26 protein-coding genes are annotated in these 25,134 nt (G+C 71.2%); 11 read left to right on the top strand and 15 right to left on the bottom strand.

All coding sequences use genetic code 11. The features are described from left to right. Positions 1-26: 26 nt before the first annotated feature. Positions 27-491 carry a MarR family winged helix-turn-helix transcriptional regulator gene (locus ACA511_RS12195; RefSeq protein ID WP_375024254.1) on the bottom strand — a complete coding sequence of 155 codons (465 nt, stop codon included), beginning with the start codon at positions 489-491 and terminating at the stop codon, positions 27-29. A gap of 149 nt (positions 492-640) precedes the next feature. Between ACA511_RS12195 and ACA511_RS12190 the strand changes: the two genes are divergently transcribed. From ACA511_RS12190 to ACA511_RS12180, 3 genes are read left to right on the top strand one after another with little or no spacing between them, the layout of a single operon-like run. Then, entirely contained in the window at positions 641-1,729 is a 1,089-nt protein-coding gene (locus ACA511_RS12190; RefSeq protein ID WP_375024253.1) for an LLM class flavin-dependent oxidoreductase, read from the top strand. Then, on the top strand, positions 1,726-2,361 hold the full coding sequence (locus ACA511_RS12185; RefSeq protein ID WP_375024252.1) for an NAD(P)H-dependent oxidoreductase: 636 nt from the start codon (positions 1,726-1,728) through the stop codon (positions 2,359-2,361). Before ACA511_RS12190 ends, ACA511_RS12185 begins: the two co-directional genes overlap by 4 nt. A gap of 10 nt (positions 2,362-2,371) precedes the next feature. After that, positions 2,372-2,683 (top strand): isochorismatase family protein, encoded by a 312-nt coding sequence (locus ACA511_RS12180; RefSeq protein ID WP_375024251.1) that lies wholly within the window; start codon positions 2,372-2,374, stop codon positions 2,681-2,683. Here ACA511_RS12180 and ACA511_RS12175 read toward each other — a convergent pair. Together ACA511_RS12175 and ACA511_RS12170 are read right to left on the bottom strand one after the other, a co-directional pair. Beyond that, entirely contained in the window at positions 2,611-2,940 is a 330-nt protein-coding gene (locus tag ACA511_RS12175) for a hypothetical protein (protein ID WP_375024250.1), read from the bottom strand. The two genes, ACA511_RS12180 and ACA511_RS12175, sit on opposite strands and share 73 nt — an antisense overlap. A gap of 245 nt (positions 2,941-3,185) precedes the next feature. Beyond that, a complete protein-coding gene (locus ACA511_RS12170; protein ID WP_375024249.1) occupies positions 3,186-4,157 on the bottom strand; it encodes a pentapeptide repeat-containing protein in 972 nt (323 codons plus the stop codon). A 311-nt stretch (positions 4,158-4,468) separates the two neighbouring features. Here ACA511_RS12170 and ACA511_RS12165 point away from each other — a divergent pair, with 311 nt between their 5' ends. The 3 genes from ACA511_RS12165 to ACA511_RS12155 all read left to right on the top strand — a co-directional run bounded on the left by ACA511_RS12165 (position 4,469) and on the right by ACA511_RS12155 (position 7,821). Further along, positions 4,469-4,648: a DUF1737 domain-containing protein gene (locus ACA511_RS12165; protein ID WP_375024248.1), complete on the top strand. Its 180-nt coding sequence runs from the start codon at positions 4,469-4,471 to the stop codon at positions 4,646-4,648. A gap of 326 nt (positions 4,649-4,974) precedes the next feature. Then, positions 4,975-5,493 carry a hypothetical protein gene (locus ACA511_RS12160; RefSeq protein WP_375024247.1) on the top strand — a complete coding sequence of 173 codons (519 nt, stop codon included), beginning with the start codon at positions 4,975-4,977 and terminating at the stop codon, positions 5,491-5,493. A gap of 306 nt (positions 5,494-5,799) precedes the next feature. Next, positions 5,800-7,821: a right-handed parallel beta-helix repeat-containing protein gene (locus ACA511_RS12155; RefSeq protein WP_375024246.1), complete on the top strand. Its 2,022-nt coding sequence runs from the start codon at positions 5,800-5,802 to the stop codon at positions 7,819-7,821. Positions 7,822-8,009: 188 nt separating this feature from the next. On the opposite strand, the gene ACA511_RS12150 is transcribed toward ACA511_RS12155, so the two are convergent. Then, positions 8,010-9,446 carry an MFS transporter gene (locus tag ACA511_RS12150; protein WP_375024245.1) on the bottom strand — a complete coding sequence of 479 codons (1,437 nt, stop codon included), beginning with the start codon at positions 9,444-9,446 and terminating at the stop codon, positions 8,010-8,012. 88 nt (positions 9,447-9,534) lie between these two features. Between ACA511_RS12150 and ACA511_RS12145 the strand changes: the two genes are divergently transcribed. Then, positions 9,535-10,110, top strand: coding sequence for a TetR/AcrR family transcriptional regulator (locus ACA511_RS12145; protein WP_375024244.1), 576 nt, complete (start codon positions 9,535-9,537; stop codon positions 10,108-10,110). A 29-nt stretch (positions 10,111-10,139) separates the two neighbouring features. Here ACA511_RS12145 and ACA511_RS12140 read toward each other — a convergent pair whose 3' ends face one another. From ACA511_RS12140 to ACA511_RS12105, 8 genes are all read right to left on the bottom strand, one after another. Beyond that, the gene (locus tag ACA511_RS12140; RefSeq protein ID WP_375024243.1) at positions 10,140-11,219 is read right to left on the bottom strand and encodes a polyprenyl synthetase family protein; all 1,080 of its coding nucleotides are present in this window, start codon (positions 11,217-11,219) and stop codon (positions 10,140-10,142) included. A 35-nt stretch (positions 11,220-11,254) separates the two neighbouring features. Continuing rightward, a complete protein-coding gene (locus ACA511_RS12135) occupies positions 11,255-12,775 on the bottom strand; it encodes an ABC1 kinase family protein (RefSeq protein WP_375024242.1) in 1,521 nt (506 codons plus the stop codon). After that, entirely contained in the window at positions 12,772-13,152 is a 381-nt protein-coding gene (locus ACA511_RS12130) for a hypothetical protein (protein ID WP_375024241.1), read from the bottom strand. Before ACA511_RS12130 ends, ACA511_RS12135 begins: the two co-directional genes overlap by 4 nt. Positions 13,153-13,215: 63 nt before the next feature. Continuing rightward, positions 13,216-13,632 (bottom strand): hypothetical protein, encoded by a 417-nt coding sequence (locus ACA511_RS12125; protein ID WP_375024240.1) that lies wholly within the window; start codon positions 13,630-13,632, stop codon positions 13,216-13,218. Positions 13,633-13,723: 91 nt separating this feature from the next. Then, on the bottom strand, positions 13,724-14,797 hold the full coding sequence (locus tag ACA511_RS12120) for a terpene synthase family protein (protein WP_375024239.1): 1,074 nt from the start codon (positions 14,795-14,797) through the stop codon (positions 13,724-13,726). Between the two features lie 146 nt (positions 14,798-14,943). Continuing rightward, entirely contained in the window at positions 14,944-15,114 is a 171-nt protein-coding gene (locus ACA511_RS12115; protein WP_375024730.1) for a hypothetical protein, read from the bottom strand. Beyond that, positions 15,111-15,623: a DinB family protein gene (locus tag ACA511_RS12110; protein WP_375024238.1), complete on the bottom strand. Its 513-nt coding sequence runs from the start codon at positions 15,621-15,623 to the stop codon at positions 15,111-15,113. Before ACA511_RS12110 ends, ACA511_RS12115 begins: the two co-directional genes overlap by 4 nt. A 54-nt stretch (positions 15,624-15,677) precedes the next feature. Then, positions 15,678-16,559, bottom strand: coding sequence for a sigma-70 family RNA polymerase sigma factor (locus ACA511_RS12105; protein WP_375024237.1), 882 nt, complete (start codon positions 16,557-16,559; stop codon positions 15,678-15,680). A gap of 134 nt (positions 16,560-16,693) precedes the next feature. On the opposite strand from ACA511_RS12105, the gene ACA511_RS12100 reads away from it, so the two are divergent. Together ACA511_RS12100 and lexA are read left to right on the top strand one after the other, a co-directional pair. Further along, the gene (locus ACA511_RS12100; protein WP_375024236.1) at positions 16,694-17,107 is read left to right on the top strand and encodes a VOC family protein; all 414 of its coding nucleotides are present in this window, start codon (positions 16,694-16,696) and stop codon (positions 17,105-17,107) included. Positions 17,108-17,262: 155 nt separating this feature from the next. Beyond that, entirely contained in the window at positions 17,263-17,925 is a 663-nt protein-coding gene (gene lexA / locus ACA511_RS12095; RefSeq protein ID WP_375024235.1) for a transcriptional repressor LexA, read from the top strand. A 79-nt stretch (positions 17,926-18,004) separates the two neighbouring features. Here lexA and ACA511_RS12090 read toward each other — a convergent pair whose 3' ends face one another. Continuing rightward, on the bottom strand, positions 18,005-18,583 hold the full coding sequence (locus ACA511_RS12090) for a dihydrofolate reductase family protein (RefSeq protein WP_375024234.1): 579 nt from the start codon (positions 18,581-18,583) through the stop codon (positions 18,005-18,007). Positions 18,584-18,752: 169 nt separating this feature from the next. On the opposite strand from ACA511_RS12090, the gene ACA511_RS12085 reads away from it, so the two are divergent. Beyond that, on the top strand, positions 18,753-20,363 hold the full coding sequence (locus tag ACA511_RS12085) for a hypothetical protein (RefSeq protein WP_375024233.1): 1,611 nt from the start codon (positions 18,753-18,755) through the stop codon (positions 20,361-20,363). Here ACA511_RS12085 and ACA511_RS12080 read toward each other — a convergent pair. Continuing rightward, positions 20,310-21,218 (bottom strand): hypothetical protein, encoded by a 909-nt coding sequence (locus tag ACA511_RS12080; RefSeq protein WP_375024232.1) that lies wholly within the window; start codon positions 21,216-21,218, stop codon positions 20,310-20,312. The genes ACA511_RS12085 and ACA511_RS12080 overlap by 54 nt on opposite strands. A 207-nt stretch (positions 21,219-21,425) precedes the next feature. On the opposite strand from ACA511_RS12080, the gene ACA511_RS12075 reads away from it, so the two are divergent. Further along, positions 21,426-23,465 carry a helicase-associated domain-containing protein gene (locus ACA511_RS12075; RefSeq protein ID WP_375024231.1) on the top strand — a complete coding sequence of 680 codons (2,040 nt, stop codon included), beginning with the start codon at positions 21,426-21,428 and terminating at the stop codon, positions 23,463-23,465. 41 nt (positions 23,466-23,506) lie between these two features. Here ACA511_RS12075 and ACA511_RS12070 read toward each other — a convergent pair whose 3' ends face one another. Further along, on the bottom strand, positions 23,507-25,045 hold the full coding sequence (locus ACA511_RS12070) for an LCCL domain-containing protein (protein WP_375024230.1): 1,539 nt from the start codon (positions 25,043-25,045) through the stop codon (positions 23,507-23,509). Positions 25,046-25,134: the final 89 nt, after the last annotated feature.

Below are 25,134 nucleotides of genomic sequence, written 5' to 3'. Positions count from 1 at the left end.
ACGGGAGCACAACGAGAGGGGTGCGGTCACCGCAGGCTCGTCCTCTCGTCGCTCTCCGGGCCGAGGCGTGACCAGATCCGTGTGAGGTCGCGCAGGTCGTCGTCGTCGAGACGGTCGAGGAAGAGTCTGCGCAGGTCGGCATGCTGCTGCTTCCATGCCTTGCGCAGGAGGTTGCGCCCGTCGGGTGTCAGGACGGCGACGTAGCCGCGCCCGTCCCCGGCCGCACGCTGACGTTCGATGAGCCCGCGGCGCTCCAGCCGGTCGGCGAGCCGGGTGAAACCACCGGTCGACATCAGCCGGTCCCTGGCCAGCTCGGACATCCGCATGCCGGAGCGACCGGCTCGGCCGAGCAGGGACAGGACGCTGTACTCGGCCATGCTCACGCCCAGCGGCGCGATCCCTGACTCGATCTCACGCCAGATGCGGTCGTGGGCATAAAGGAAGCCCTGCCAGGCCTCGTTCTCAAGGTCGCTCAGAGGTGGAGTCGCCACTTCCGAAGCGTACCGCTACCGCCGTCCTCATCGCCGGAGGCGTATCTGTCTGCGCAGGCAGTGCACTCGATGGAATATCTGCCTGCGCAGGCAGCTTACTGTAGTCGGGACACCGAACGGCGTCCGCACAAGACCGTAAGGAGAGCACGTTGCCCACCACCGTCACCGGCGAGCGATCCCCCTTCGAGATCGGCTTCATGACGTTCGCCGAGATCACCGCCGACCCGGAAACCGGCACGCTTCCCTCCGCGCGCCGGCGCGCCCAGGAGACCATCGAGCAGGCGCGGCTCGCCGACGAGGTCGGGCTCGACCTGTTCGGCGTCGGCGAGCACCACCGCACCGACTTCGTCGGCTCGGCCCCCTCCGTCGTCCTGGCCGCGGCCGCCCAGGCCACCACGAACATCAGGCTGACCAGCGCGGTCACCGTGCTCAGCTCCGACGACCCGGTGCGGGTCTGGGAACAGTTCGCCACACTCGACCAGTTCTCCGGAGGCCGGGCCGAGATCATCGCCGGCCGCGGCTCCTACACCGAGTCCTTCCCCCTCTTCGGCTACGACCTGGCCGACTACTCCGACCTGTACCGCGAGAAACTCGACCTGCTGCTGCGGATCCGCGCGCAGAACCCGGTCACCTGGAACGGACGGTTCCGCCCCGCGCTGGACGCCGCCGACGTGGGTCCCCGCGCGATGCAGGAGGAGCTGCCGATCTGGGTCGGCGTCGGAGGAAGCCCCGCCTCCGCCATCAGCACCGGCCGACTCGGCCTCCCCATGGCCATGGCGCTGCTGCTCGGGCCGATCACGAACCACCGGCAGACCGTCGACCTGTACCGAGAAGCCGCGCAGCAGGCCGGGCACGACCCCGCCACGCTGCGCACCAGCATCAACCTCCACGGCTACGTCGGGCGGACGAGCCAGGGCGCCCGCGACACGATGTACCCCTACTTCGCGGCGGGCATGATGGCCAACAACCATCAGCGTGGCCGTGGGTTCGCGATGCCGCGGGCCGCCTTCGAAGCCCAGACCTCCCCCAACGCCGGACTCGTCGTCGGCAGCCCGCAGGAGGTCGTCGAGAAGCTGCTGGCCTACCACGAGCTCTACGGCCTGGACCGCGCCCTGATCCAGATCGGCTTCGGCGGGATGCCGCAGGAGGACGTCCTCAAGGCGATCGAACTGCTCGGCACCGAGGTCGCCCCCGTCGTACGCCGCGAGGTCGGCTCCCGGAAGGAGCAGGCGGCGTGACTACCACCGTGAGCGACCAGCGGGCTCCCATCGGCGGCGCCCCCTCCCAGGGGGAGGCGCGGACACTGCGGGTGGTGGTCGTCAACGGCAGCCCGAGCGAGAAGTCCAAGACCGTCGGACTGGTCGGCGTCGTGCTGCAGACACTCACCAGCGTGCTCGCCGTCCACGACGTCGCGGTCGAGCACACCCGGATCGACGTCTACCGGCTCGGCCCCGCCTTCACCGGAGCCCTCGAGAGGGAGGGCATCGCCCCCGAGATCGAGGACGCGCTCCGCCGCGCCGAGGAAGCCGACCTGCTCATAGCCGCCACCCCGGTGTTCCGCGGCTCGTACACCGGCCTGTTCAAGCACTTCTTCGACCTGGTCGACCAGTACGCACTCGCGAACAAGCCGGTCTTCCTCGCCGCCACCGGCGGCGGGGATCACCACGCGCTGGTCCTGGAACACGCCCTTCGCCCGTTGTTCGGGTTCTTCCAATCGATGACCCTCCCGGTCGCCGTCTTCGCATCCTCCGGCGACTTCGACGGCACCACGCTCCTCACCCCACGCGTCTACGGCCGCATCGAGATGGCCGTCGAGGACGTGAGCGACATCCTCACGCTCGTGGCGACGCGCGGGAGGCCGGCTGACTGACACCAGCCGCGTGGCGGGCATCCAGACCGACGTCTGCCTCGCCCTGACCGGCTTGACCGCTCTCGACCGCGGCTACGAGGTCTACATCGTCGTCGACGCCTCTGCGGCGACCACCAAGGAGACGCACGACACGGCGGTCATGCGCCTCGTTCAGGCCAGCGCGATCCCCGTCAACTGGCTTGCCGTCGGCTCGGAGATCCTCCGGGGTTGGGTCGACCAGCCGCTCGCACCAGCGTTCGGGGAGCTTATCTACGAGCACCTGCCGTCCTGGCGGCACAACCACGTGGCGAGCGACGCCGTCGCGAAGTACGCCACCCAGTAGTCCCCAAACCGCACCCGGGCCGGGCGGGCCCCCGCGAACACCGGATGGGAGTTCCGGCCGAAGGCCGGCCGCGGCCCCGCCCTGGCCTGTGGTGCGGATGCGCCGAACGGCTCGTCCTCGACCAGCAGCCGCGCGTCGACGTGGCCGTGCGGTAACAAGATCGGCAGGTCCCGGACGGTCTCGTAGAGCCGCCGCGCCAGGGCCCGCACGCCGGGATCGGTGGGCAGGAGCCGGTCGGGACGCAGAAGGGTCGGCATGTGCCGCATGCTCGCCGCAGTGCCGATACCGGCCGCGGGCGCTGTTCCGGCGCCCGCGGCCGCGCCGTGCTGGCCGCCACCTGGAGCCCGGCCAGGACGGCTGGGACAGGGCGGTGGTGCGGCTCGGCAAGGCCGCGGCCACCGACACGTCCGGTTACGGCGGATACGTCCGGGCGCTGGAGGGCGCGGCTGAGGTCCAACGATCTGAACCTCCAGATCGTCGGGACGGTCCACGGTTGGTGGTGCTACTCGAAGGTGGTGTCGCCGTCGACCTTGGCGTAACGCCGGATCTCGGCCTCGGTCGTTCCCTTCGCGCCGATCAGGGTGGCGCCGGAAAGGTTCGCCCCGGACAGGTCCGCGCCGGACAGATCCGCGCCGGTGAGGTCTGCGCCGTTCAGCTTCGCGTTCCGCAGGGTCGCGCCGTTCAGGTTCGCGTTCCTCAGTCTCGCGCTGGGCATTTTCGCCTCGGTCAGGTATGCGCGGGTCAGGTTCGCGTTACTCAGGTCCGAGCCTGATACGTCCGCCATGACCATGGACGCACGGGAAAGGTCCGCGTAGGACAGATCCGAGGAAGGCAGGACCGCGGCGAACAGATCCGTGTTGGACAGGTCGGCGTTGACCGGGAACCGGGTGCCGGGGACGCGGATCTCGTGCAGGTCGAGGGAGAAGTCCGCTGCACGCGGGTTGCGGAGGGATGCGGATCGTCCCGGGGGACAGCGAGTGAGGACGCTGAGGGCGGCGGCGACGTCGGTGTCGGGGCCTGCGGGCAGGTCGGCGGATTTGATGGTGGGGGCGGGGTCGTGTTCGCGGACATAGGCGGCCAGGACGTCGCGGATCGTCGGGCGGTCGCGGTGGGAGTCGGCGGCGATGCGTTCCAATGCGTAGACGGCGGCGGTGCGGACTTCTCGTTTGCTGGAGGCAAGTTGTTCGGTTGCCTTGGTATAGCGGTCGGTGACCTGCCCTTCTTTGGCGGTGTTCAGTTCGTCTTGGCCTGTGCGCAATGTCGCGGCGGTGGCCAGCAGGCTGCCGCCCGCGAGCACGGCTCCGATGAGCAGTACCCCGCTGTTGATCCACTGGTGCATGCTCTGGCGCCGCCGGTCGTCTGCCGCGTCCGCGCGATCGCGATCGCGGTCACGGCGCTGCCGCTGCAGTTCGAGTAGTTCAAGCCGCCGATCGGCGGGAAGCGCAGCCAGCTCGGCCGGGGTCGGGGCGCTCACCTGCGGCACCGGGGCTACCGGCTCGGGAGCCGGTCGTGCGGCATCATCGCTGTCGGGAGCCGGATCGGGTGGGGACGGAAGAGGAGAGTCGCGCTCGGTCACATATGTCAGACGCTCAGTGACGCTCTGGCGCTTCCATCTGCGGGCCCTTTTCCTTGCGGGCGATGATGTCCCCGCCACGGTGGGGAGCCAGGTGCGGCGTGGGCGCCGGTCACCGGTCGGCCGCGCATCGCGCAGCTCCAGATTGCCCCGCCGCAACCGGCGGTCGCCTGGCCGCGCCGCCGTCATACAGGCCACCGTAGGATCGCCGGATGGCTGACGATCGGCAACTCCCCCGATACCGCGTTCTCACTGGCCCCGACGACGCTTCCTTCTGCTGGCGGGTCAGCGAAGCGCTCGATCTCGGGTACGAGTTGCACGGCGCCCCGTCCCTCACCTTCAACGGTGACCGGGTCATCGTCGCCCAAGCCCTTGTCCGCAGCGAGGTATAAGACCGACCCGGTAGAACGAGCTCGAACCAAGGGCCTGCGCCGCCCCTGTCCTCCGCGGGCCCGCGCACTCAATCGCGCGATTCTGCCTGTCACACCTTCACGCCGTACGAGCGAACCAGCACCCCGGAACGGGGGGCAGTCGCAGCCAGGACGACGGCCGGGGGGCGAGCCGATGCCGCCCGCTCTAACCAGCGAGGACGTCTCTTGCGCCGGTTTCCCGCCGGACCGCGCAAGGCTCCACGCCCGCCGGTCCCGCGCAGGGGTCGCGCCGCCGCCCAGTACTTGAGCGTCACGGGGCTTCTGCCTCGTGACGCCATAATGCGACCGTGGACGCAGGAATTGCCGCCTTGCTCGGTGCCGTCGTCGGCTCCCTCACCACTCTCGGCGCAGCTCTGGTGAATGCCAGGGCACAGGCACAAACACAGCACGTCCAGTGGCGCCGTCAACATCGGCGCGACGCTTATGCCGCCTACCTCGGCGCTCTCCACGACCGCGACATCGTGATGGACGAGATCCTCAACGCGGTGCACGCGGATCCACCCGACCTGCCCGCCCTGGACGAGACGGTGCGGCGCTTCATCGCCCGCGCCCGTGAGGTTCACCGCGCCGCGGAAGTGGTCATCCTCGAAGGCCCTCCCTCCATCGTCGAGGCAGCCGACCGAATCGCCCAGGCGTCGAGCGAGCTGTCCGACGTCATGCAGCGCATGGTGCGAAACGCTCACGCAGCAGACGCAACGGACAGACCTCAACACTCGGCCACCGCATCCGCACGAGAGCGGCAGCTCTACCAGGCAGTAAAAGACTTCCGCGTGCAGGCCCGGAGCATCCTCGGCAACGCCGACTAGTCGAACGTCGGCCGGTCGTCCCTGCGTTGAGTTGCGGCGTGTTGTTGTTATCGGCCTTGCCATAGCAACAACACGCCGCAGGTCAACGCACGCGTGGGTGCGGCGGGCCTTGGGCCGCCGGGGCCCGGCCGCCGGGCCACCGCGTGCTTAGGGGCGGGGGGCGAAGGCCGATATCGGCCTGGTTGTGAGACTTCCTCGGATTTGGTGATCGTGGTTCTATGGGGACCGAGTTGGCCTTCGGGGATGACGGCGAAGTGCTGAGCGAGGGAGTACCGGATGAGCCCGCGGTTTCTCCGGAGGTTTTGGGTGCCCATTGCGGCCGCGGCCTTGCTGGTCCTCGGCCTGGTGCAGGCGGCGCAGGCGCACATCGAGCGGCCGTCGTACTGGCCGTCTCCCGGTCCGGACTGCTCCGTCAGCCCGTGCGCGGGCGGGACGGTGCCGACACCGCGGAGCCTGGCGTCGGCCGTCCAGACCGTCCCGGGGAGCACGACGCGGGTGGTGTGCCGGCCGGATTCGCTGGAACGGCTGGACGCCTCGATCAAGCGGGCGCTGAAGTCGGGCTACAACGTCCGCCCGCACGACCACCGGAAGCTCGGCGCCGCTGCGGCGCGCGACCTGAAGCGGACCAACCGGGCGTTGTTCGACCGGTGCCGGTACAGCGAGATCCAGCCCGCGGTGACCGATTCGCGGAACAACGACCGGGTCGTGGTGCTGCCGGGGGTCTACACCGAGCCGACGGCGCGCCAGAAGCCGACCCACGATCCCGCGTGCGACCAGTACAAGCTGAGCACGGGCGCGTACTCCTACCTCGGCGAGTACACCTGCCAGAACGACGCCAACCTGATCGCCGTGCTCGGCCGGGCCCCCGGCGGCGGCCAGGACCCGGACCCGCCGCGCGTCGACCGGCACGGCATCCCCAACCGGGGCGCGTGCGTGCGCTGCAACCTCCAGCTCGAAGGGTCGGGCGTGAGCGCCGACGACGTGGTCGTGGACGCCGGCGACCCGTCGTCCGGCAACGGCGGCCCGCGCAACTCGGTGAAGGACGTGGGCATCCGCGCCGACCGGGCCGACGGCTTCGTGCTGCGGAATCTGACCGTCCGGCACGCGGACGAGCACGCCGTCTACGTCCTGGAGACCAACGGGTACCTGCTGGACAGCTTCAAGACCTTCTACGCGGGCGAGTACGGCGTGCTCACCTTCGTCGAGGACCACGGCGTGATCCAGAACTGCGAGGCGGCCGGCAACGGCGACTCCGGGCTGTATCCCGGGTCGGGTGCGAAGACCGCGGCCGGACGAGACGAGAAGGTCTACCCGACCGCGCGGTACAGCCAGCAGATCCGCTACTGCGACTCGCACCACAACACCAGCGGCTACTCGGGCACCGACGGCAGCGCCACCTGGGTGCACCACAACAACTTCTACGACAACGGCCTCGGCTTCACCACCGACGTGTTCACCGCCGCCGGGCATCCCGGTTTCCCGCAGCAGGGCGACCTCGTCGAGAACAACGACTTCTTCTCCAACAACTTCAACCCGTACCTGGCGGACAGCGACGTGGTCCCGACCGTGCCGGTCCCGGTGGGGACCGGGATGTGGATCGCCGGCGGGGACGACAACGTCGTCCGGAACAACAAGTTCCGCGACAACGTGCGGCGCGGGGCCATGCTCTTCGCCGTCCCCGACGCGTTCGTCTGCGGCGACCAGCCCCTGACGGGCTGCGACCCGCTGAAGCTGTCCACCTCGCACCGCAACCAGTTCTACGGCAACAAGATGACCGGCAACGGCCTGGACTTCTGGTGGGACGCCTTCCCCGGCAACACCGGCAACTGCTGGTATGCCAACGGCTCCGTCACCACCTCGCCCGGTAACCTGCCGGACTGCCTGAACGGCAAGGCTCCCTTCCTCAGCTTCGGGTTCGGCAACCTGGGCAACGAACTCGAACTGCTCAACTGCATGGCCAACCTGAAGCCCGGCGGCCCGTGCCCCTGGTTCACGACACCCAAGCCCACCGCCCCTGCCGCCGCCAGGACGGCGTCCGCCGGCGACCCCCACCACCCCGGGACCAGCGAACTCGACGACGCGATGCTCGCCGCGATGACCTGCCATTCCTGGCAGGCGATGACGACCGGCCAGCGCGACCACATGCTCGCCAAGATGGCGGTGTTCATGGGCGGGCAGATCGACCATCCGGGGGCGCGCGGCACGACGCTGAGCAACCGGAACGCGACCAGCGTGCTCGACAACGCCTGCGGGCTGTCCTTCGCGGGGCCGTTCAAGCTCTACAAGCTCTACGCCCGAGCGGCGGCCTTCCCACTGCAACTCCCATAACAGCTGTAGAAGTGCGGCCCGAGGCGCGGACCACCGGCAACCTCGTCAGGAGGGTCGTCCTCGGGGCTCGATGGTCGTCGGGTCCCGAGGACTCGCCATCGGGCCGCGGCACGTGCGGGGCGGTCTACTCGGCCGTCCCAGTCGGCTCCGTAGGTGCCGCGGCATCCCGCGTGGCGTCCCCGGCCGCGTCAGCGACTCATGGTGTTCTCATGGACGCGGGCGGCCGGGCTCGCCGTTCGTGACGACTCGGTGCTTCTGACCAGCCACAAGCCCGTGAAGACGGCTGTGGCCAAGGTGACGACGCCGGCCACGGCGAAGGCGCTGTCGAGCCCCTCCTCGAAGGAGGCGCCACCGGACTCCCGGGTGCGGACGACGGCTCCGAGCACCGCCACGCCGAGGACCGCGCCGATCTGCCGGGTGGTGCTGCTGACGCCCGACGCCAGGCCGCCCTCCTGCGGGCTGACCGACTGGATGGCGGCGCCGGTCAGCGGGGACATGGTCAGGGCGAAGCCGATACCGGTGAGGGCCAGCCGCCACCACACGTTCGGGTAGCCGGTGTCGGCGTGCACGAAGCCCAGGGCCAGCAGTCCGAGCCCGGCCAGCGTCAGGCCGATCGTGACCATGATCCGGAAGCCGTGCCGCGCGGCCAACCGGCCCGCGAACGGGCTGACGACGACCATCGCGAGCGTGGCGGGCAAGGTCTGCACCCCGGCTCGCAGGATCGAGCTGCCCTGGACGTAGACGAAGAACTGGGAGAAGAAGAACGACGAGCCCATGAGCGCGAAGCCGACCACGACCATCGCCGCGTTGGAGACGGTGAACAGTTGCTGCCGGAAGAGCCGCAAGGGCAGCATCGGCGCCGGAACCCGCCCTTCGACGACCACGAAGACCGCGATGATCACGGCCGCGGCGGCGAAGCTGCTCAGGATCACGGGCGAGGTCCAGCCGCGGGCGCCGCCCTCGATCAGCCCGTAGGTGAGCACCCCCACGCCCAGGACGGACAGGACCGTTCCCGGGACGTCGATCGCCGGCGCGTTCGGATTGCGGGACTCGCCCAGCACGCGCAGACCGGCCAGCAGCAGGACCGCGCCGACGGGCACGTTGACCAGGAAGATGGCGGGCCAGCCGAACGCCTCCACCAGAACGCCGCCGGCCACCGGTCCGGCGGCCAGGCCGATTCCGCTGAGTCCGGCCCACAGCCCGATCGCCCTGATCCGCTCCTGCGGAACCGGGTACGCGGCGGCGAGCAGGGCCAGCGAGGCGGGGCTGAGCGCCGCGGCCCCGATGCCCTGCAGCACCCGTCCGGCGATCAGCCAGCCGATCGAGGGCGCGGCGGAGCACAGGACGGACGCGGCGGTGAACACCACGACGCCGGCCAGGAACACTCTCTTGCGGCCGAAGCGGTCGGCGAAGACGCCGCCGGACAGCAGCAGCATGGCGACCAGCAGCACATAGGCGTCCACGATCCATTGCAGCCCGGTCAACTGGGTATGCAGCCGCTCCTGCATGTCGGGCAGTGCCGCGCCGACGATCGTGTTGTCGAGCAGCACCATGAACTGCCCCAGGCAGGTCACCGTGAGCAACGCCGCCCGGTTCGGCACGGCCACCGGCGATGCAGACGTCATCCATCCCCCTAAAGCAGTTTGTTACGGCTTTAGGACTCTAGACAGCGAGGCCCGTAAACGCAACTGCGAGCTGCGCTAAGGTGGGGGCATGGAGGAGCGGGGGCCGGTCCGGCGGCCCGGCGGGCGCAGTGCCCGCGTCCGGGCGGCGGTCCACCAGGCCGTCACGGACCTGGTCGGCGAGCGCGGCTACGGCGCGTTCACGGTCGGCGACGTCGCGGCCCGCGCGGGCGTGGCCGATACCAGCGTCTACCGCCGGTGGGGCACCCTGGAGGCCCTGCTCACCGACGTGGCGCTCACGCGCCTGAACGCGCAGTCGCCGATGCCCGACACCGGAAGCCTGGCCGGTGACCTGCACGCCTACGCGGCCCAGGTGGCGCGCGAGATCACCGGGCCAGACGGCCTGGCGGTGCTGCGCCTGACCGTCGCCCTGTCGAACAGGGGCGAACGGGGTCTGCGGGCGCGGGACGACTTTCTCGCCGAACGCACCCGGTTCGTGCAGGCCATGCTCGACCGCGCCGCCGAACGCGGCGAGCGTCCACCCGACGTCATGGGCGTGCTCGACCACGTCATGGCCCCGATGTACATCCGCGTCCTGTTCGGCGCGGGCCCGCTCACCCCGGACTACATCGCCGGGCTGGTCGACCGGTTGCTGGGACCGGCCTGATCTCCGCCTTTCGGCAGGGACGCCGATGTTCAGGTGGTGCGCTGGGTGGCGGCCGTGATGAGCTGGGTCAGGGCCTGACGGGCGGGTTCGGTGATCGGTGCGGTGGCCAGGACGTCGAGGGCCCGGTCCTCGCGTTCCGCGATCATTCCCTCGACCGCGGCCAGTGCCCCGGTATCGACCAGGACCTCGCGGATCCGGTCGGCGCCGTGTTCATCGAGGTGCGGTTCGCCGTGCAGGGTCTCGATGAGGCGGCGCTGCGCGGGGGTGGCGTGCTCGATCGAGTGGGCGATCAGGACGGTGGGTTTGCCGTCGCGGAAGTCGTCGAGGTTCGGTTTCCCGGTCACGCGGGGGTCGCCGAACGCGCCCAGGACGTCGTCGCGGAGCTGGAACGCCTCGCCTACTGCCACCCCGAACCTGGAGTAGGCCGCCAGCACCGCCGGCGACGTCCCGGCCAGCGCGCCGCCCACTTGGAGGGGGCGTTCCACGGTGTACTTGGCGGACTTGTAGAGCAGCACCCGCATGGAGCGTTCGGCCGTGGTGGGGCCGTGCGCCTGTTCGATGATGTCCAGGTGCTGGCCGTAGCAGACCTCGGCGCGCATCCGGTGGTAGTAGGGGCGCGCCGCCGCGATGCGCCCGGCGGCCACCCCGCTCGTGAACAGCAGCTCGTCCGCCCAGGTCATGCACAGGTCGCCGAGGAGGATCGCGGTGGCGACGCCGAACCGCCGGGAGTCCCCCCGCCAGTGGTGGGCGGTGTGCCGGTCGGCGACGGCGCGGTGCAGGGTGGGACGGCCGCGGCGCAGCTCGCTGCCGTCCATGACGTCATCGTGGATGAGGCAGAAGGCATGGAAGATCTCCAGCGCCGCCGCGGCCTTGATGATCTCGGCGCAGTCCGCTCCGCCGGCGGCGCGCCAGCCCCAGTAGCACAGCAGCGGCCGCAGTCGCTTGCCGCCGTGCAGCACGAACTCGCGCACCAGCCGGAACAGCGGCGCCGTGGCGTCGCCGGCCGTGCCGCGCAGCCGGCCGTCGAGGAAGTCGGCCAGTTCGGTGTCGACGCGGGCCCGCACCGGCCCGCACAGGTCCCGGGCCCCGTTGTGGCGTTCGGTTTCCATGTGAACCCCCTTCTCTGCGGCGTCGTGGGCCGGTGTCACCGGCCGCTCGGCGGCGTGCACCGGCGCCGCCGGGACCACCACAGCGCGGCCGCGGCGACGGCGGCGGTCCGCAGTGCGGCCGTGGACGGCGAGTGCCCGCGGGCGCCCGCGTTCCGCAGCTGCCCGACGCGGATGGTGAAGTCACGGTCGGCGGCGTCCCGGATCAGTCCGCGCAGCTGCTCGGGGGCCAGCATGTTGCCGATCATCAGGTCGAGCGCGGTGCGGGCGGCCTGGATCTCCGACAGCGACTCGCCCGCCAGGTGCAGCAGGATGCCGCGCAGTTCGTCCTCGAAGACGTCGGTCAGCGCCAGTTCCGGGGCCAGGTGGCGGACCGAGCCCTCGATGTTGGAGAACGATTTGCCCAGCAGCGACACGACCGGGCTGGTCTGGATGCCGCGCCGGGTGGAGTACTTCAGCACCGAGGTCAGGGTGACGCCGAAGTCGAGGTCGTCCAGCGACGCGGTGGCGATCTTGGGCACCAGCAGGGCCATGTCACCGGCGAACCCGGGAATGTCCGCCCACGGTGTGGCCCGGCCCAGCTCCACCCAGGCGCGGGCCAGGCCGGGGCCGTCGTTGTGCGCCAGGCTGAGCAGCACGGTCACCAGCGTCATGCTCATCCGCCGGTCGATGCGCCCGACCATGCCCCAGTCGATCAGGTGGGCCTTGTGGCCGGGCGCGACGAAGATGTTGCCCGGATGCGGGTCGGCGTGGAAGAACCGGTCCACGAAGTACCCGCGGTACATGAACGCCAGCAGGTCGCGGCCCATCCCGAGGCGCTCCTTCTCGGTGAGGGAGCCGGGCTCGACCTCGCGGATGGACCGTCCGGGCGCGGTACTCTGCACGATCACCCGCGGGGTCGCCCAGATGGCGTCGGGCACGTCCAGGTACTCGAACTGCTCGACGAGGCCGCGGGCGCGCTCCATGTTCGCGGCCTCGACGGTCAGATCCAGCTCGGCCTCCATGGCCTCGAAGATGACGTTGAGCGAGGACTCGACGTCGATCACGGCGTTGAAGTCGGGGAACGTCCGGGCGACCAGCCGCGCGGCGCGTCGCATCAGCGCCATGTCCGCCAGCACCTGGGAGCGGATATCGGGCCGCTGGACCTTCAGCACCGCGGGCTCACCGCCGCGCAGCACCGCCCGGTACGCCTGGGCCAGGGACGCCGACCCCAGCGGACGCGACCGGTCGACGTGCACGAAACGGCGCTCCCAGTCCTCCCCCAGCTCCTGTGCCAGCACCGGCTCGAACATCGCGAACGGCGCGGCGGACACCCGGTCGTGCAGCAGCGCCAGTTCGGCCATGGTCTGCGGCGAGACCAGGTCCGGACGGGTCGACAGCATCTGCCCGACCTTCACGTAGAAGGGCCCCAGACGTTCCAGCGCGAGCCGGATGGCGCGCGGCCGCCCGGCCGCGGCGGGGTCGCCCGGCGCGGGCGCGCGCCGCACCGTCCTGGTCAGTTCGGCGCCGAGGAGTTCGGCCAGCACCGTGGTCACGGTGCGCAGCCGCCCGGCGATCAAGGCCGCCTCCGCATCCGCTGCCTCTCGGCCTCCGGCGGGCGCCGCGCCGCGTCCCGCCGCGCGTCCTGCTGCGTGTCCCGCCGCGCGTCCTCGGGTGGGCGCAGGAGCCGGCCCGCCATGTCGAGCAGGGCGGGGGCGACCGCCTGCCCGGCATGGCGGGACACGGTGCTCCGCAGCACCTCGACCAGCACCTCGTTGGTGCATTCGGCTCCCGTGCCCTGCCGGTGGGCCCGGAAGGAACGGCCGGCCCGGACGTCGTCGGCCAGTTCCGCCGGGTCGACGAACCTGCGCTCGTCGAGGTCGAACAGCCGGCCGTCGGCCTTGCGCCGCAGCCGTCTGGGGCGGCGCCGACGAGATTCCGAGAAGTGGTCGGTCACCGCTCTCCCTCCACCGCTGTCGTCGGGGGTTCCGTGCGCCGCCGGCCGGTCAGGACGGCGGCCTCAGCGCAGGTCCCGGTCGGCGTCGGCGTCCGCGTCCACCTGGCGCGCCAGCTCCTCCACGCGGCGGCTCAGCCGGGCGAGCTGCCCGCCGTCGTCGGACGTGCGGACTCTGGCGTCGCGATCCCGGCGGCGCGGGCGGCGCCGTCCCCGCCTGCCGTCCCGGCAGCGGCGCAGCCGGCGGCTGAGGTCCCAGAGGTCCTCCAGGATCTCCTCGATCTCCTCCCAGTCGCAGTCGTCCCAGTCCCAGTCGTCGTCCCACCAGTCGTCGTCCCCGTCCCAGTCGTCGTCCCGGTTCTCGACCGCCTTGCGGGCCGCCCGGCGCAGGTCGTGCTCGACGTCGCCGGCCCGGTCCAGGGTGTCGTCGACGAGGTCGCCGATCCGGCGGGTGGTGGTGCCGCTGCGTCGCCGTCTGGTCATGTTCGATCTCCTTCGAGGGATGGGTGATGGTCCGGCCCGTCTTCGAGCCGGTCACAGCGGGTGGCGCCGGTGGTGCGCGCGGCGGTGTCCGTCACACGTCCCACCACCAGGCGATGGTCGGGAGGGGAACCGGTTCGGGACTGTCGTCGGCGGGACGTTCGGCCCAGGCGATCTCACCGGCCGCGGCGGTGTCGCCGACGAGGTAGCGCGGGACCCGCAGGCCCCACTCGGCGTTGCCGCGGATGCCGTAGGCCAGGCCGTCGACATAGCCGCGGCCCGCCATGCTGAGCCGGGGGGTGAGCCGCTGCCGCAGGTCCATGAAGCGCAGCAGCACCCGGTCGCGCAGTCCGGCCGCGGCCTGCACCGCCGCGGTGAGCGAGTCGCCGTTGTGGCGCAGCAGGACGCTGTACACGTTCTGGGACGCGTGCCTCTCGCCCAGCTCCTTGGACAGCGAGTGACGATCGTTGTCCAGGGACGTCACCGCGATCGCCATCTCGGTGAGCGCCCGCATGGCGGGCAGTTCCATCTCGGCGGCGGGCACCTCGGAGCCGCCCGCGATCTCCAGCATCGCGAACGTGGGCTCGCCGCCGGCCGAGTGCAGCCGCATCGTCAGGTAGTCCTCGAGATCCGGCATGTGCCCCCGGGCCTGGTTGGCGACCTGCCACGCCACTCCCGCCAGCCACGCCCGGTGGGCGGCCACGAACCGCTGGAACTGGACCGGGCTCGCGAGCTTCCGGAACCGCGCGCCGATATCGTGCACGGCCGCCGCGTAGCGGTCGTCACCGGCGGCCGGGCCGGGACGCTCCAGCGCCCGCTGGACCCGGGACGCCATCGGCACGAACTCGGCGGGCCGCGCGCTGTAGTGCCCGGCATCGCAGCGGGCGTCGTCGAACGCGAACCCCCAGTACACCCACAGCACCGCCGGCAGCAGCCGGTCCTCGTCGGCATGGGGGGCGAACCGGGAGTAGAACTCGGCGCTGTGCGTGCCGATCGCCTTCGCCCGCTCCCGGGCGTCCGCGCACAGCCCCACCCCGTCCAGCCAGTCGACGGCACGCCGCTCGACCGCGCGGCACGCCGGATTGATCGCCGACTCCAGCGGACAGAAGACCGGCGGCAGATCCAGCCCCGCTGTGAGGTCCTCGGCCGCCGACCGCTGCGGGCTCATGGACTCTCCCCTCCGTGCCGATCAGTCACCTGACCACCAAGTAGTTACATAGAGTAGTCATATACTCACTCTAAGTGACGATCTGGGGGCGGTCAACAGCGCGTGGCGAACTGGTCAAGGCGGGGCTTGGTCAGGGCGGAGTTTGGTCAGGGCAGGGTCGAGTTCGGGGCGCCGAACCAGGAGCCGAGGGTCTCCTCCAGGTCGGGGAGAGCGCTCGTCCAGCACACGTGGCCGTCGGGCCGGACCAGCATCGCGGACGCGGGGACGTCCCCGCGAGGTCCGGCCTGACCACGTTGTGTCGGATCGGTCTGTCTCAGACGCCTACCTGACCATCGAGGAGCTCGCGGATGATGTCGATATGCCCGTTGTGTCGGGCGTTCTCCTCGACGAGGTGCATAATCACCCAGCCCAGGGTGACCGGCTCGCCGGTCTCGGGGGCCTTCCAGATGGTCCTGGTGTCGAGGTCCATGCCGGCGACGACCTCGTTGTAGCGGGCCGACTGGGCCCGGTAGTCGGCCAGGATGGCCGGCAGCGGCCGGTCGAGCTCGTAGTAGAACTCCCGGTCGGGGTCGTCCGGGTCGGTCCAGGGGTCGTCGGCGGTCTCGCCGAGGAGACGATCCCCGATCCAGGACCACTCCACCCACCGCAGATGGCTGACCAGGCCCGATATCGACATCATCGGCGAAGCCGGCAACGGTGTCGCGCGGGCGTCCGCATCGGAGAGGCCCTCGCATTTGAAGGCGGTGGTGTCGCGGGTGTAGTCGAGGAACGTCATGAGCAGGCTGCGCTGGTCGAACGCGGGCGGCAGGTCGGTTCTGTTCTGCATCCCATAACAACTACTCGGTATCCCGCGATAGGCAAGTCGAATAATCGCCTCCGCTCAACGCCGCTCCTCGCCGTCGGCGGGAAGGAAGACGATGTCGTGGTCGCGGAGCCGGTCCGGGTCGGTGTCGATGGAGATGCGAGCGATCCTTCCCTCGCTGATGACGAAGGCGAAGACGGCCTTGGGCCGTCCGCGGTGCGACCAGACGGCCCCGGGAACGCCGTCGACCAGCGCGAGCCGGGCGCCCTGGGCCCGTCCGGCGAAGAAGGCCGCCACCGCTTGGGCGCCGCGGACCTCGACGGCCACGGCGTCCGGGTCGAGCAGGTCGAGCAGCGCGTCGAAGTCCCCGCTCCGGGAGGCCGCGAGGAAGGCCGCGACGATCTCCCGCTTGGCGGATCGTGCGGCGCCGGACGCCTCGGCCGCTCCCTGCACGCGGCGCCGGGCCCGGCTGGCCAGTTGCCGGGCCGCCGCCGGGGAGCGGTCGATGACGGCGCCGATCTCGCCGAACGGCACCGCGAAGACATCGTGCAGGACGAACGCGAGCCGCTCGGCGGGAGCCAGCGTGTCCAGCACCACCATCAGCGCGGCGCCGACCGAATCGGCCAGCAGCGCCTCGTCCTCGGGGTCGGCCGGGCCGGGCGGGTGGATCCGCGCGTCCCGCGCGTCCGCCGCGTCCGGCTCGGGGGGCAGCGTCCCGGCCGACTCCTCACGCCGAACCCGGCGTGCCTGGAGCATGTTCAGGCAGACGCGGGCGACGACCGTGGTCAGCCACCCGCCCGGATTCTCCACTTCGGCGGTGTCGGCGCGGCTGACCCGCAGCCACGCCTCCTGCACCGCGTCCTCGGCTTCGCCGGACGATCCGAGTATCCGGTAGGCCACCGCTTGCAAGTGGCCCTGGTGCTCGGCGAACCGCTCGCTCAGCCAGTCCTGCTCGGTCATCGGTCACGTTCCTCCATCACGGGCTGTCATACCTATTGACCGCCGAACACGCGCCGATGTGACCGCCAGGCCACCCGGACGTCACACCTGCCGGTTCAGGCGGCACCGACACCTCGATCACAAGGAGACAAGGTATGAAAGCGCATGTGAGCTCGATCCTGCTGGGCGTCCGGGACATGGACGAGGCCAAGCGGTTCTACACCGAGGGGCTCGGCTGGAAGGTCGAGAACGACTGGGGCGTCTCGGTGTTCTTCGCATCGGACGGCGCCTCGCCCGTCGGCTTCTACGCCCGCGAGGGCCTGGCCGACCAGGTGGGCACGAGTGCGGAGGGCAGCGGCTTCAGCGGACTGGTGCTGACCTACGTCGTCCGCAGCGAGGCGCGGGTCGACGAGGTCATCGCGGAGGCGGGGAAGGCCGGGGCGGCGATCCTCAAGCCCGCCGGCCCGCTGCCGTGGGGCGGCTACGGCGGCACCTTCGCGGACCCGGACGGCTACATCTGGAGCATCAGCCACAGCGACCAGCGGGCCGACCAGCCTTACGCCGAGTAGCCGCTGAGTAAAGCCCTCCGGCGAACCGTACCGGGGAGCGGGTTCGGCGCCGATGCCGGACGGCGTCGGCGCCGAACCACCGCACGGCACCGCCCAGCCCGCGGACCGCGTGGTCAGGCCGTGCCGCTGAACGCGCCGCCTCTACAATTCCGTGCGTGACCGCCTACAGTGATCTTGACGCGTTCGGGGACCTGAACGCCTCCGCCCTCCCCCCGCGCCAGCAGCGGATCCTGGCCATGATCCAGGACTGGGTGGTCAGGTACGGGTACGCGCCGAGCACGCGGCAGATCGGCGACGCGGTCGGCCTGCGGTCGTCGTCGTCGGTGTCGCGCCACCTGGCGAGCCTGGAGGACAAGGGGTTCCTGCGGCGCGGCCCGGCGGTCTCGCGGCCGATCGACACGCGCGCGTTCCTGCGGCAGGTCTCGCCGCGCGAGCCGTCCGGCGGCCCGGTGGCCGTGCCCGTGGTGGGGCACATCGCCGCCGGTACTCCGATCATGGCCGAGGAGCACGTCGACGACACCCTGATGCTGCCCCGCGAGCTCACCGGGCGCGGCACCGTCTTCGGCCTGCGGGTGCGCGGCGACTCGATGATCGACGCCGCGATATGCGACGGCGACGTGGTCGTCGTCCGCCGACAGCAGGAGGCGCACTCCGGTCAGATCGTCGCCGCCATGATCGACGACGAGGCCACCGTGAAGGTGTACCGGCGCCGCGACGGCCACGTCCGGCTCGAACCGCGCAACCCCGCCTACGACGTCATCGACGGCGACAACGCCGTCGTGCTCGGGATCGTCGTCTCAGTAGTCCGGAGCCTCTGACCCGGCGCGCCGACTGGTCCGCCGGAGACCTCGTCACCGAGGCGGTGGCCGGCGGACGCCTCGCACGTCCGTAGCGGGCTCAGGCGTGCAGGGCGGGGTGGTAGGTGAGCTCTTGGATGTTGCCGTCGAGCGTCCGGCATTCGATCAGTTCGAGGTCGAAGTCGGCGGCGTCCTGGAAGACCGGGTCCAGCCCGGTCCGCCCGGTGATCACGGGGAAGATCGTCACCTGGACGCGGTCGACCAGGCCGGCGGCCATCAGCGCCCGGTTCATCGCCAGGCTGCCGTGCGAGCGCAGCGGCACCTCGGACTCCTCCTTGAGCCGGGCGACGACGTCGACGGCGTCGCCGCTCACGAGGGTCGCGTCCGGCCAGTCGAGCGGCCCCGGGAGCGTGGTCGACACCACCGTGGCCGGCAGGTTCCTCATCCGCGTGACCCACGGGTCGCGGACGTCCGAATCCTCGGTGCTCGCGGCCAGCATCTGCGCGAACGCCCGGTACGTGTTGGCGCCGAAGACCATCCGCTGCTCCTCGCCGTACAGGGCGAGGCGGTGGTCGAGGAGTTCGGGGCCCTGCTTGCCCCAGTACCCGGTCCAGTCGCCGCCGGCGGCGCCGAAGCCGTCGAGGCTGGAGAAGACGTCGAATGTATAGGTGGCGGTCATGCTGCTCTCCTCGGGTCCGTCGATCGCGGGTCGGGGATATGGACCGGCGGCCGCCCCGAGACTCATCGGACGTGCCGGAGGCGACCCCTGCACCGCTCCGCTGGACGTGGCCCTTCCCGGTCAAGGCCGGGATATGGGGATCGGCGCCTCGCAGCGGCATATTGGCCCCATGGACACGTGGTTCTCTGAAGCCCCGGAGCCGGATCACCGTCGCGAGCAGGACATCCGTAGGCGGAAAGGGCCTCTCGATGCGAGGGAGGCCGAGGTGGAGGACCCGGAACTCGTGCGTTTGGAGCGCGATGCCCAGGAGGCTTGCGATCGAGCGGTGAAGGAGTCCCTGGAAGCGGTGTCCAGGGCGAAGGAGGCGGCCGCGGCTCAGGACAAGGCGGAACTCAACGAGCAGAAGGCCGCCTTTCGCCGGGGAATCTCGGCGTGGGAGACACCTGGCCCCTCCGAACCGGACGCGGCCTCGTCCTTTGCGGAGCGAGCGAAGCGCTGCGCACGGCGGGACGCGAATGAGCACATGGCCCGGCGCCGGGAGAGGGCCGATTCTTTGAAGAAGGCCGGGCGGCGAGCGTACGAGGCGCTCGATGCCCAGCGGCGCTCGCGGCTCGACGGCGTGCCGTCCATGGAAGACCCGGAACGCCTCCGGAAGTGCAGGACGAAGGTCGAGGACATCTTCGAGGAGGGGCGCGCGAAGATATCCCGGGGTGTCAGCGATGTCTCCCACGGGGAGACCATCGGAGATCCCTTTCATAGATTGAACTCCCAATACCAGGACGTGGCGGAGGAAGAACGTCGTTCACGGCAGGACGCCGAAACGGCCACGACCGAGCGCAGGGATACCGTCCTTGGGCTCTTCGAGCAGTTCGCACGGGACATCTTGGGCAATCGAGGTCCGCAGCCGCCATCGGATGCACCTCAAGAGAAAGAGACCCCTCCCGGCCTGGTCGAGCGCACCAAAACGGCGGTCGCGTTCCGCATGATGACGTACGCCATGGACGGGGTCGCGCCCGGCTCGGGGGCATTGGCGCGCCATCTGAAGCTGTTCTGGGAGACCGGTGAGGCATTGACCGGGGACGGCCCTGTCCGTATCACCGTCCCGCTCGAAGGAACCGGCGTCGGCGTGACCCTCACGAATGCGGGGCGTCGCCCCAGGCTGCGGTTTGACCCGGCGTTCGGCGACCAGCCCACCATAGGGCCGGAAGCCGCACCGGGCACCCGGCCAGCCGACCGCCGCTCATCGGCGGACGCCCGAGAGAGCGAGCCGGCGCCCGCCGATTTCAGGCGCGGACGAGACTCGGACTCGATGGCGCCGCGGAGCCCGACCGCGTTCGGCCCCCGGGACGACGCCGCGGATCCGCGTGTCGGCGCCGTCGCCCTCTCGGTGAAAACCGGGAGGTGGCGGGTTACCGCCGAACCCGGCTGGTGGAGACCGGCCGGCCTGGAAAACAATGGGCCGCGCGAATTCGCGGAACTGGACACGGCGGAATTCCTGCTCGTGACCGTCTACGGCGACATGCGGGGCCTCCACGGCCGCGACCTTGCCGTCCACGGGTTGATCCTGGCGCAGCGGGCCCTGCACCAGCGAGTTTTCGACCCCCGGAGACCGGAGAGCGCGAAGACGTCCGCGCAGTGGCTGCGTCGCATCGGCGCCGTCATCCTGTGCGACCGCGGGCTCGGGCTCGCCGCGTACATCGACGTCGACCCGCGAACCCGCGAGCCGTCATGCGAGGCGATCGCTGTGCTGAGCGCCGATGTCGCACCACCACCAGCCTGACGCGCCGCGCAGCCTCATCGAGCCGAGGGTGACGGTCCCCGCCTCCATCGTCTTCACGATCTCGAACAACGCCGTGACCTCTGGGGCTTCGGCCCGCTTGGCGTGGACGAGCCAGTCCGCGAACTCCGCGTCGTCGACTCCGGCGAACCAGTAGCGCGCTTTCAAAGGGGCGCTCTTCAGCACACGGCTGCTCACCAGGCTCAAACCCGCGCTACCGGCCAGCCGGAGCAGGACGTTCTCGACCGCGCCTCCGACGTCGTCGCTCTTGCAATCGATCTCTCCGTTGACCGCCGCCCAGGACTCCCCCTCAAGACGAGTCAGCCGATCGTCCTGCACCTGCTGCGCCTTTTCGACCTTGGCGAGACGTTTCTCCAAAGTGGCCAGCCCGTCATGCGCGCGCTCGTGGTTCTGTTTCACCTCCCGCGCGAGGCTCCCGAGTTTCCCGATGACCAACTCCACCCGGGTCACGGATTCCTGGCGGGAACCTTCGATCGCGGTCTTGAGGCGATCGGCCGTCTCGGCGATTTCACGGAGCGTTTCTTGCCGCGACTGGTCGAATTCGTCCCGCAACACCGTCGCGGTACTCCGCAGGTCCGCCGTGCCCAGATCTCGCGCCTCAGTGAGCGCCGAGGCCACTTCGCCGCGGAGCACGCCGAGTTCGGTGGCCAGCCCTTCCCGGACGACCTCGACCTGAGTCTTCATCGTTTCAGTGTCGGCCTTCCGCCTGACGAGGTCCCGCAGAACGGCGAGCTCACGCGCGGAGTCCGCACGCCTGCGCCTGCCCCCGGTCAACTCGGTGACGCCCAGCACGACGCCCGCGAGGATGACCACGCACGCAAGGAAAAGTTGCGTCATGAACGGAAGATACGCCAGAAAACGGAGACTGAAAGACGTGCGGCCTCGGTCGGCATCGCCCGGCGACCGCGCGGCAACCGTGGCCCAGACCCTCCAACCTGCAGCGGACGGGCGCATTTCGCAGATTTGCGGCGGATACCGGGTTTTTGCGCTTGGGTGGTGGTCGTTTGCTGCCCGAGTCCGGTGTCCGCGGAGGGAGAACGGGGCATGGCAGGGACGCCGTTGCCGGTCTGGCTGGCCACGCTCGAACAGGACGTGCTCGCGGAGGTGCTGGCGGCTCGCGCCGACGTCTGCGGACCGTCCGAGCCGGACGGGTGGGACGCACTCGCCGAGCGGCTCCAGCGGACGGAGTCGGTGGAGCGGGCGCTCAAGCGGTTGACACGGCCCTGCCTTCAGGTCGCGGAGGCGGCCGCGACGCTCGGGCAGGATGCGACCAGAGCGAGGATCACGGCGTCGCTGGACGGTCCCGGCGCCGCGGTGGACGACGCGCTGGCGGTGCTGGAGCGGCACGCACTCGTGTGGCCGGGTCACGGCGGGACGCTGCACGCCGCCCAGCCCCTGTGCGAGCGGTGGCCCGCGCGGGGTGGAGCGGCATGGCGGGGGCCGTTCGAGCCGTCGCCTCCCGGGCTGCCGACCGTCCCGGCCGGTCCCGAACGGGTGGAGCCCGCTGCCGCCGCGCGGCTCGGGGAGTTCGTCGGGCACGTGGCGGGGACGCTCATCGAGTGCGGGCGGCGGCCCTTGCAGGTCTTCAAGGTCGCCGGGATGCAGCCGAGAGCGCTCCGGCGGGTCATGCGGGCCGCGCGGTGCGGCGAGGCCGCCGCGCGGCTGGCGGTGGCATGTGCGCAGCGCGCCGGGCTGCTCGCCGGCGACGGGACGCACATCGGCCTGTCGCCGGAGGGCGGGGCGTTCACGTTCCTACCGCCGGGCGAGCAGGCCGCTCGGCTGCTGCTCGCGTGGTGGCGGCTGCCGTCCGCGCCGACGCGTACCCGGTCGGACGATGGCAAGCCGCTCTATCTCCTGGGCGCGAAGGCCGACTGCGACGGCTGCGTCCAGGTGCGGCACGAACTCGCGACCGTCCTGCGGAGGGTGCCCGAGGGGCGGGGCGTGCAGGCGCCCGGGGCTCTCGCCAGAGCGCTCGGCTGGCATCGGCCGCTCGCCTGCGACCATGGCTCCGGACGTCCGCCGCACGGTGCGCTGCTGCAAGAGGCGGTGCTGCTCGGCCTGGTCGCGCACGGGGCGCTCTCCTCGTTCGGCGCGCTCCTGGCCGCCGGGGACCATGGCGGCCTGGCGCGCGAGGCGGCGCGGGCGCTGCCGGCGTTCGCCGATCGCGCGACGATCGGCCCGGACCTCATGGTGACCGTCCGGGGCACGCCGTCCGGTCCCCTGGTGAGGGAACTCGACGCGGTCGCGGACGGCCTGACCGGACCGGTCTGGAGGATCGGCGACCAGAGCCTCCGGCGGGCCCTGGAGTCGGGCCTGAGCGCCGCCGGGATCGAGGCGGGCCTCGCCGCGATCAGCGCCGCGCCGCTCCCGCCGCTGCTGCGACGCAAGATCAGTGAGGCGGCGGACGGCCGCGTCCCGCCGCCCCCGCTCCGGGAGGTGCCGGCCACCTGCGTCTTCCAGAGCGCCGACACCGGGCTGCTCGCGCGCGCCGTCCGGCACCCGGCGCTCCAGGGCCTCGGCGCGCGGCTGCTCTCCCCCGGCGTCCTCGTCGCCACGGCCCCGCGCGAGAGCGTGCTCGCGGCGCTGCGCGCCGCCGGGTGCGCGGCGGCCGAAGACCCCGCTCCCGTGCCGCTACCCCCGCCCGCCTCCGACGACCCGCCGCCGCCCGACTTCGCCGCGCTCGCCGAAAGGCTGCGCGCGGTTCCGCACGTCCCGCGGCGCTCCCCTGCCCGGACGCGGCCGGCGGCTCCTCGCCCTCCGCGTCCCGCGCGCCCGTCCGGACGGCGTTCGGCCGCGGAACGGACGCTGAGCCTCATCACCCGTCAAGCCCGGGAACTCGGGTCCGCGGAGATCCGGCTGCTCGCCCGCGCGGTCGCGGAGGGCGAGCGTGTCCGGATCACCTACGTCGACCAGAACGGCGTGGAGACCGACCGCGTCATCGGCCCTCCCTACGAAATGGTGCAGATGGGCAAGAAGAAACTGCTCAAGGCGGTCTGCGAATTGCGCAGCGCGGAGGCGGGGCATCCGGAGGAGAGAGCCTTTCACTACTCCCGCATCCTGTCCGTCGCGGCGGCGGACGACTGACCGGACGCCGCGCCACGATCAGGGACGGGCCTGTCATCTGCTCAGGCGATGAACACGAAGCTGCCCGACCAGGGGCCCCAGCGGGAGCTCTTGACGCCGTTGCGTTTCGCGGAGCCGTAATACATCCGTCCGGGGCGGATCTGGATGGTGACGCGGCCACCGTATTCGAAGGTGATGAGGCCGGCGTGGACGGCGGCGAGACCGATCGAGGAGTCGTCGCTGTAAATGCCGTCCCCCCATACTCCTCCGTCGTAGTGGCTTCCGCCGGGCGGCAGGTCGAAGGTGAAGATCTCGTTGTCGCGGCCCCGGAACGCCGCCGCCGTGGCGTTCCAGTTCGCCAGGGGCACGGCGGCCGTCCCCGGCGCCGGGGACGGCCTTCTCAGCTGCTCGGGGAAGACGAAGCTGCCTGACCAGCGTCTCCAGCGGGAGGTGCTGACGCCGTTCCGGCTCGATGCGGCATAGGACCTCTGGCCGGGGCGGATCTCGAAGGTGACGGGGCCGCCGTACTGGAGGGTGATGATTCCTGCGTGGACGGCGGCGAGCCCGACCGACGAGTCGTCGGTGTAGACGCCGTCCCCCCACACGTTCCCGTCGTGGAGGGCTCCTCCCGCCGGGAGCTCGAAAATGAAGACCTGGTTGTCGCGGCCGCGGTAGGCCGACGCCGTTGCGTTCCAGTTCGTCAGGCCGAGGAAGATCGCGTCCGCCGCCTGAAGGGCCGGGGCGTCCGTCGTCGCCAGGCTCGGCGGCGCGGCGGGATGGGGCCGGCCCAGGGCGCGCAGCCGGGCGGCCACCGTGCCGGCGTCCTGCGGGCGCTGGGCGGGAGTCTTCGCCAGCAGTTCCATCAGCAGCGCGTCCAGTGTGGGAGGGATCCCGGCGCGCAGCGAACTCGGCGGGGCGGGCGTCCTGGACAGGTGCCCCGCCAAGATCGCCACGTGGGTCTCTCCGGAGAACGGCGGGCTCCCGGTCAGCAGGTGGTAGAGGGTGCAGCCCAGCGAGTACAGGTCCGCCCGCCCGTCCACCGCCTCGTTCGAGATCTGCTCGGGCGCCGCGTAGGGCAGGGACGCGAACCCCTGCGCGGTCACGCTGGCGGTGGACCCGGCGGCCCGCGCGATCCCGAAGTCGCAGACCTTGACGCGCCGGTCGTCCAGCAGCATCAGGTTCGCGGGCTTGATGTCGCGGTGCACGATGCCCGCGCCGTGCGCCACCGCGAGCGCGTCCGCGACCTGCGCGCCCCACTCGATGACCTCGGCGACGTCCAGCCCCTGCGGGGCGGCGTCCAGGACGGCCGCCAGGCTGCGGCCGGCGAGCAGTTCCATCACCACGAACCGGCAGGACGCGTCGACGCCGACATCGTGCACCACGGTGATCCCCGGATGCGCCAGCCTGGCCCCGAGCTTGGCCTCGCGTTCGAAGAGCCGCGCGGCCCGGCCGTCGCCGTCGACGGCACCGAGCAGGACCTTGACCGCCACCGGGCGTTCGAGGCGCTCGTCCTCGCCGCGCCAGACCTCCCCGAAGCCGCCCGCGCCCAGCCGGTCGACCAGCCGGTACCGTCCCGCCAACACCCGACCCGGCTCGATCATGCGCCACCTTCCGCATCCGGGCCCGAACCGCCCGCCACCGCCCCACGCTAGGACATCCGGCCGGACGTCACGAGCGGCGGCGCGGAGGG

Origin of the sequence: Actinomadura sp. GTD37, from assembly GCF_041951365.1 — a bacterium.
Lineage (GTDB): Bacteria > Actinomycetota > Actinomycetes > Streptosporangiales > Streptosporangiaceae > Spirillospora.
Note: the sequence above shows the minus strand (reverse complement) of the source record. Positions and strands in the feature narration are given on the sequence as shown.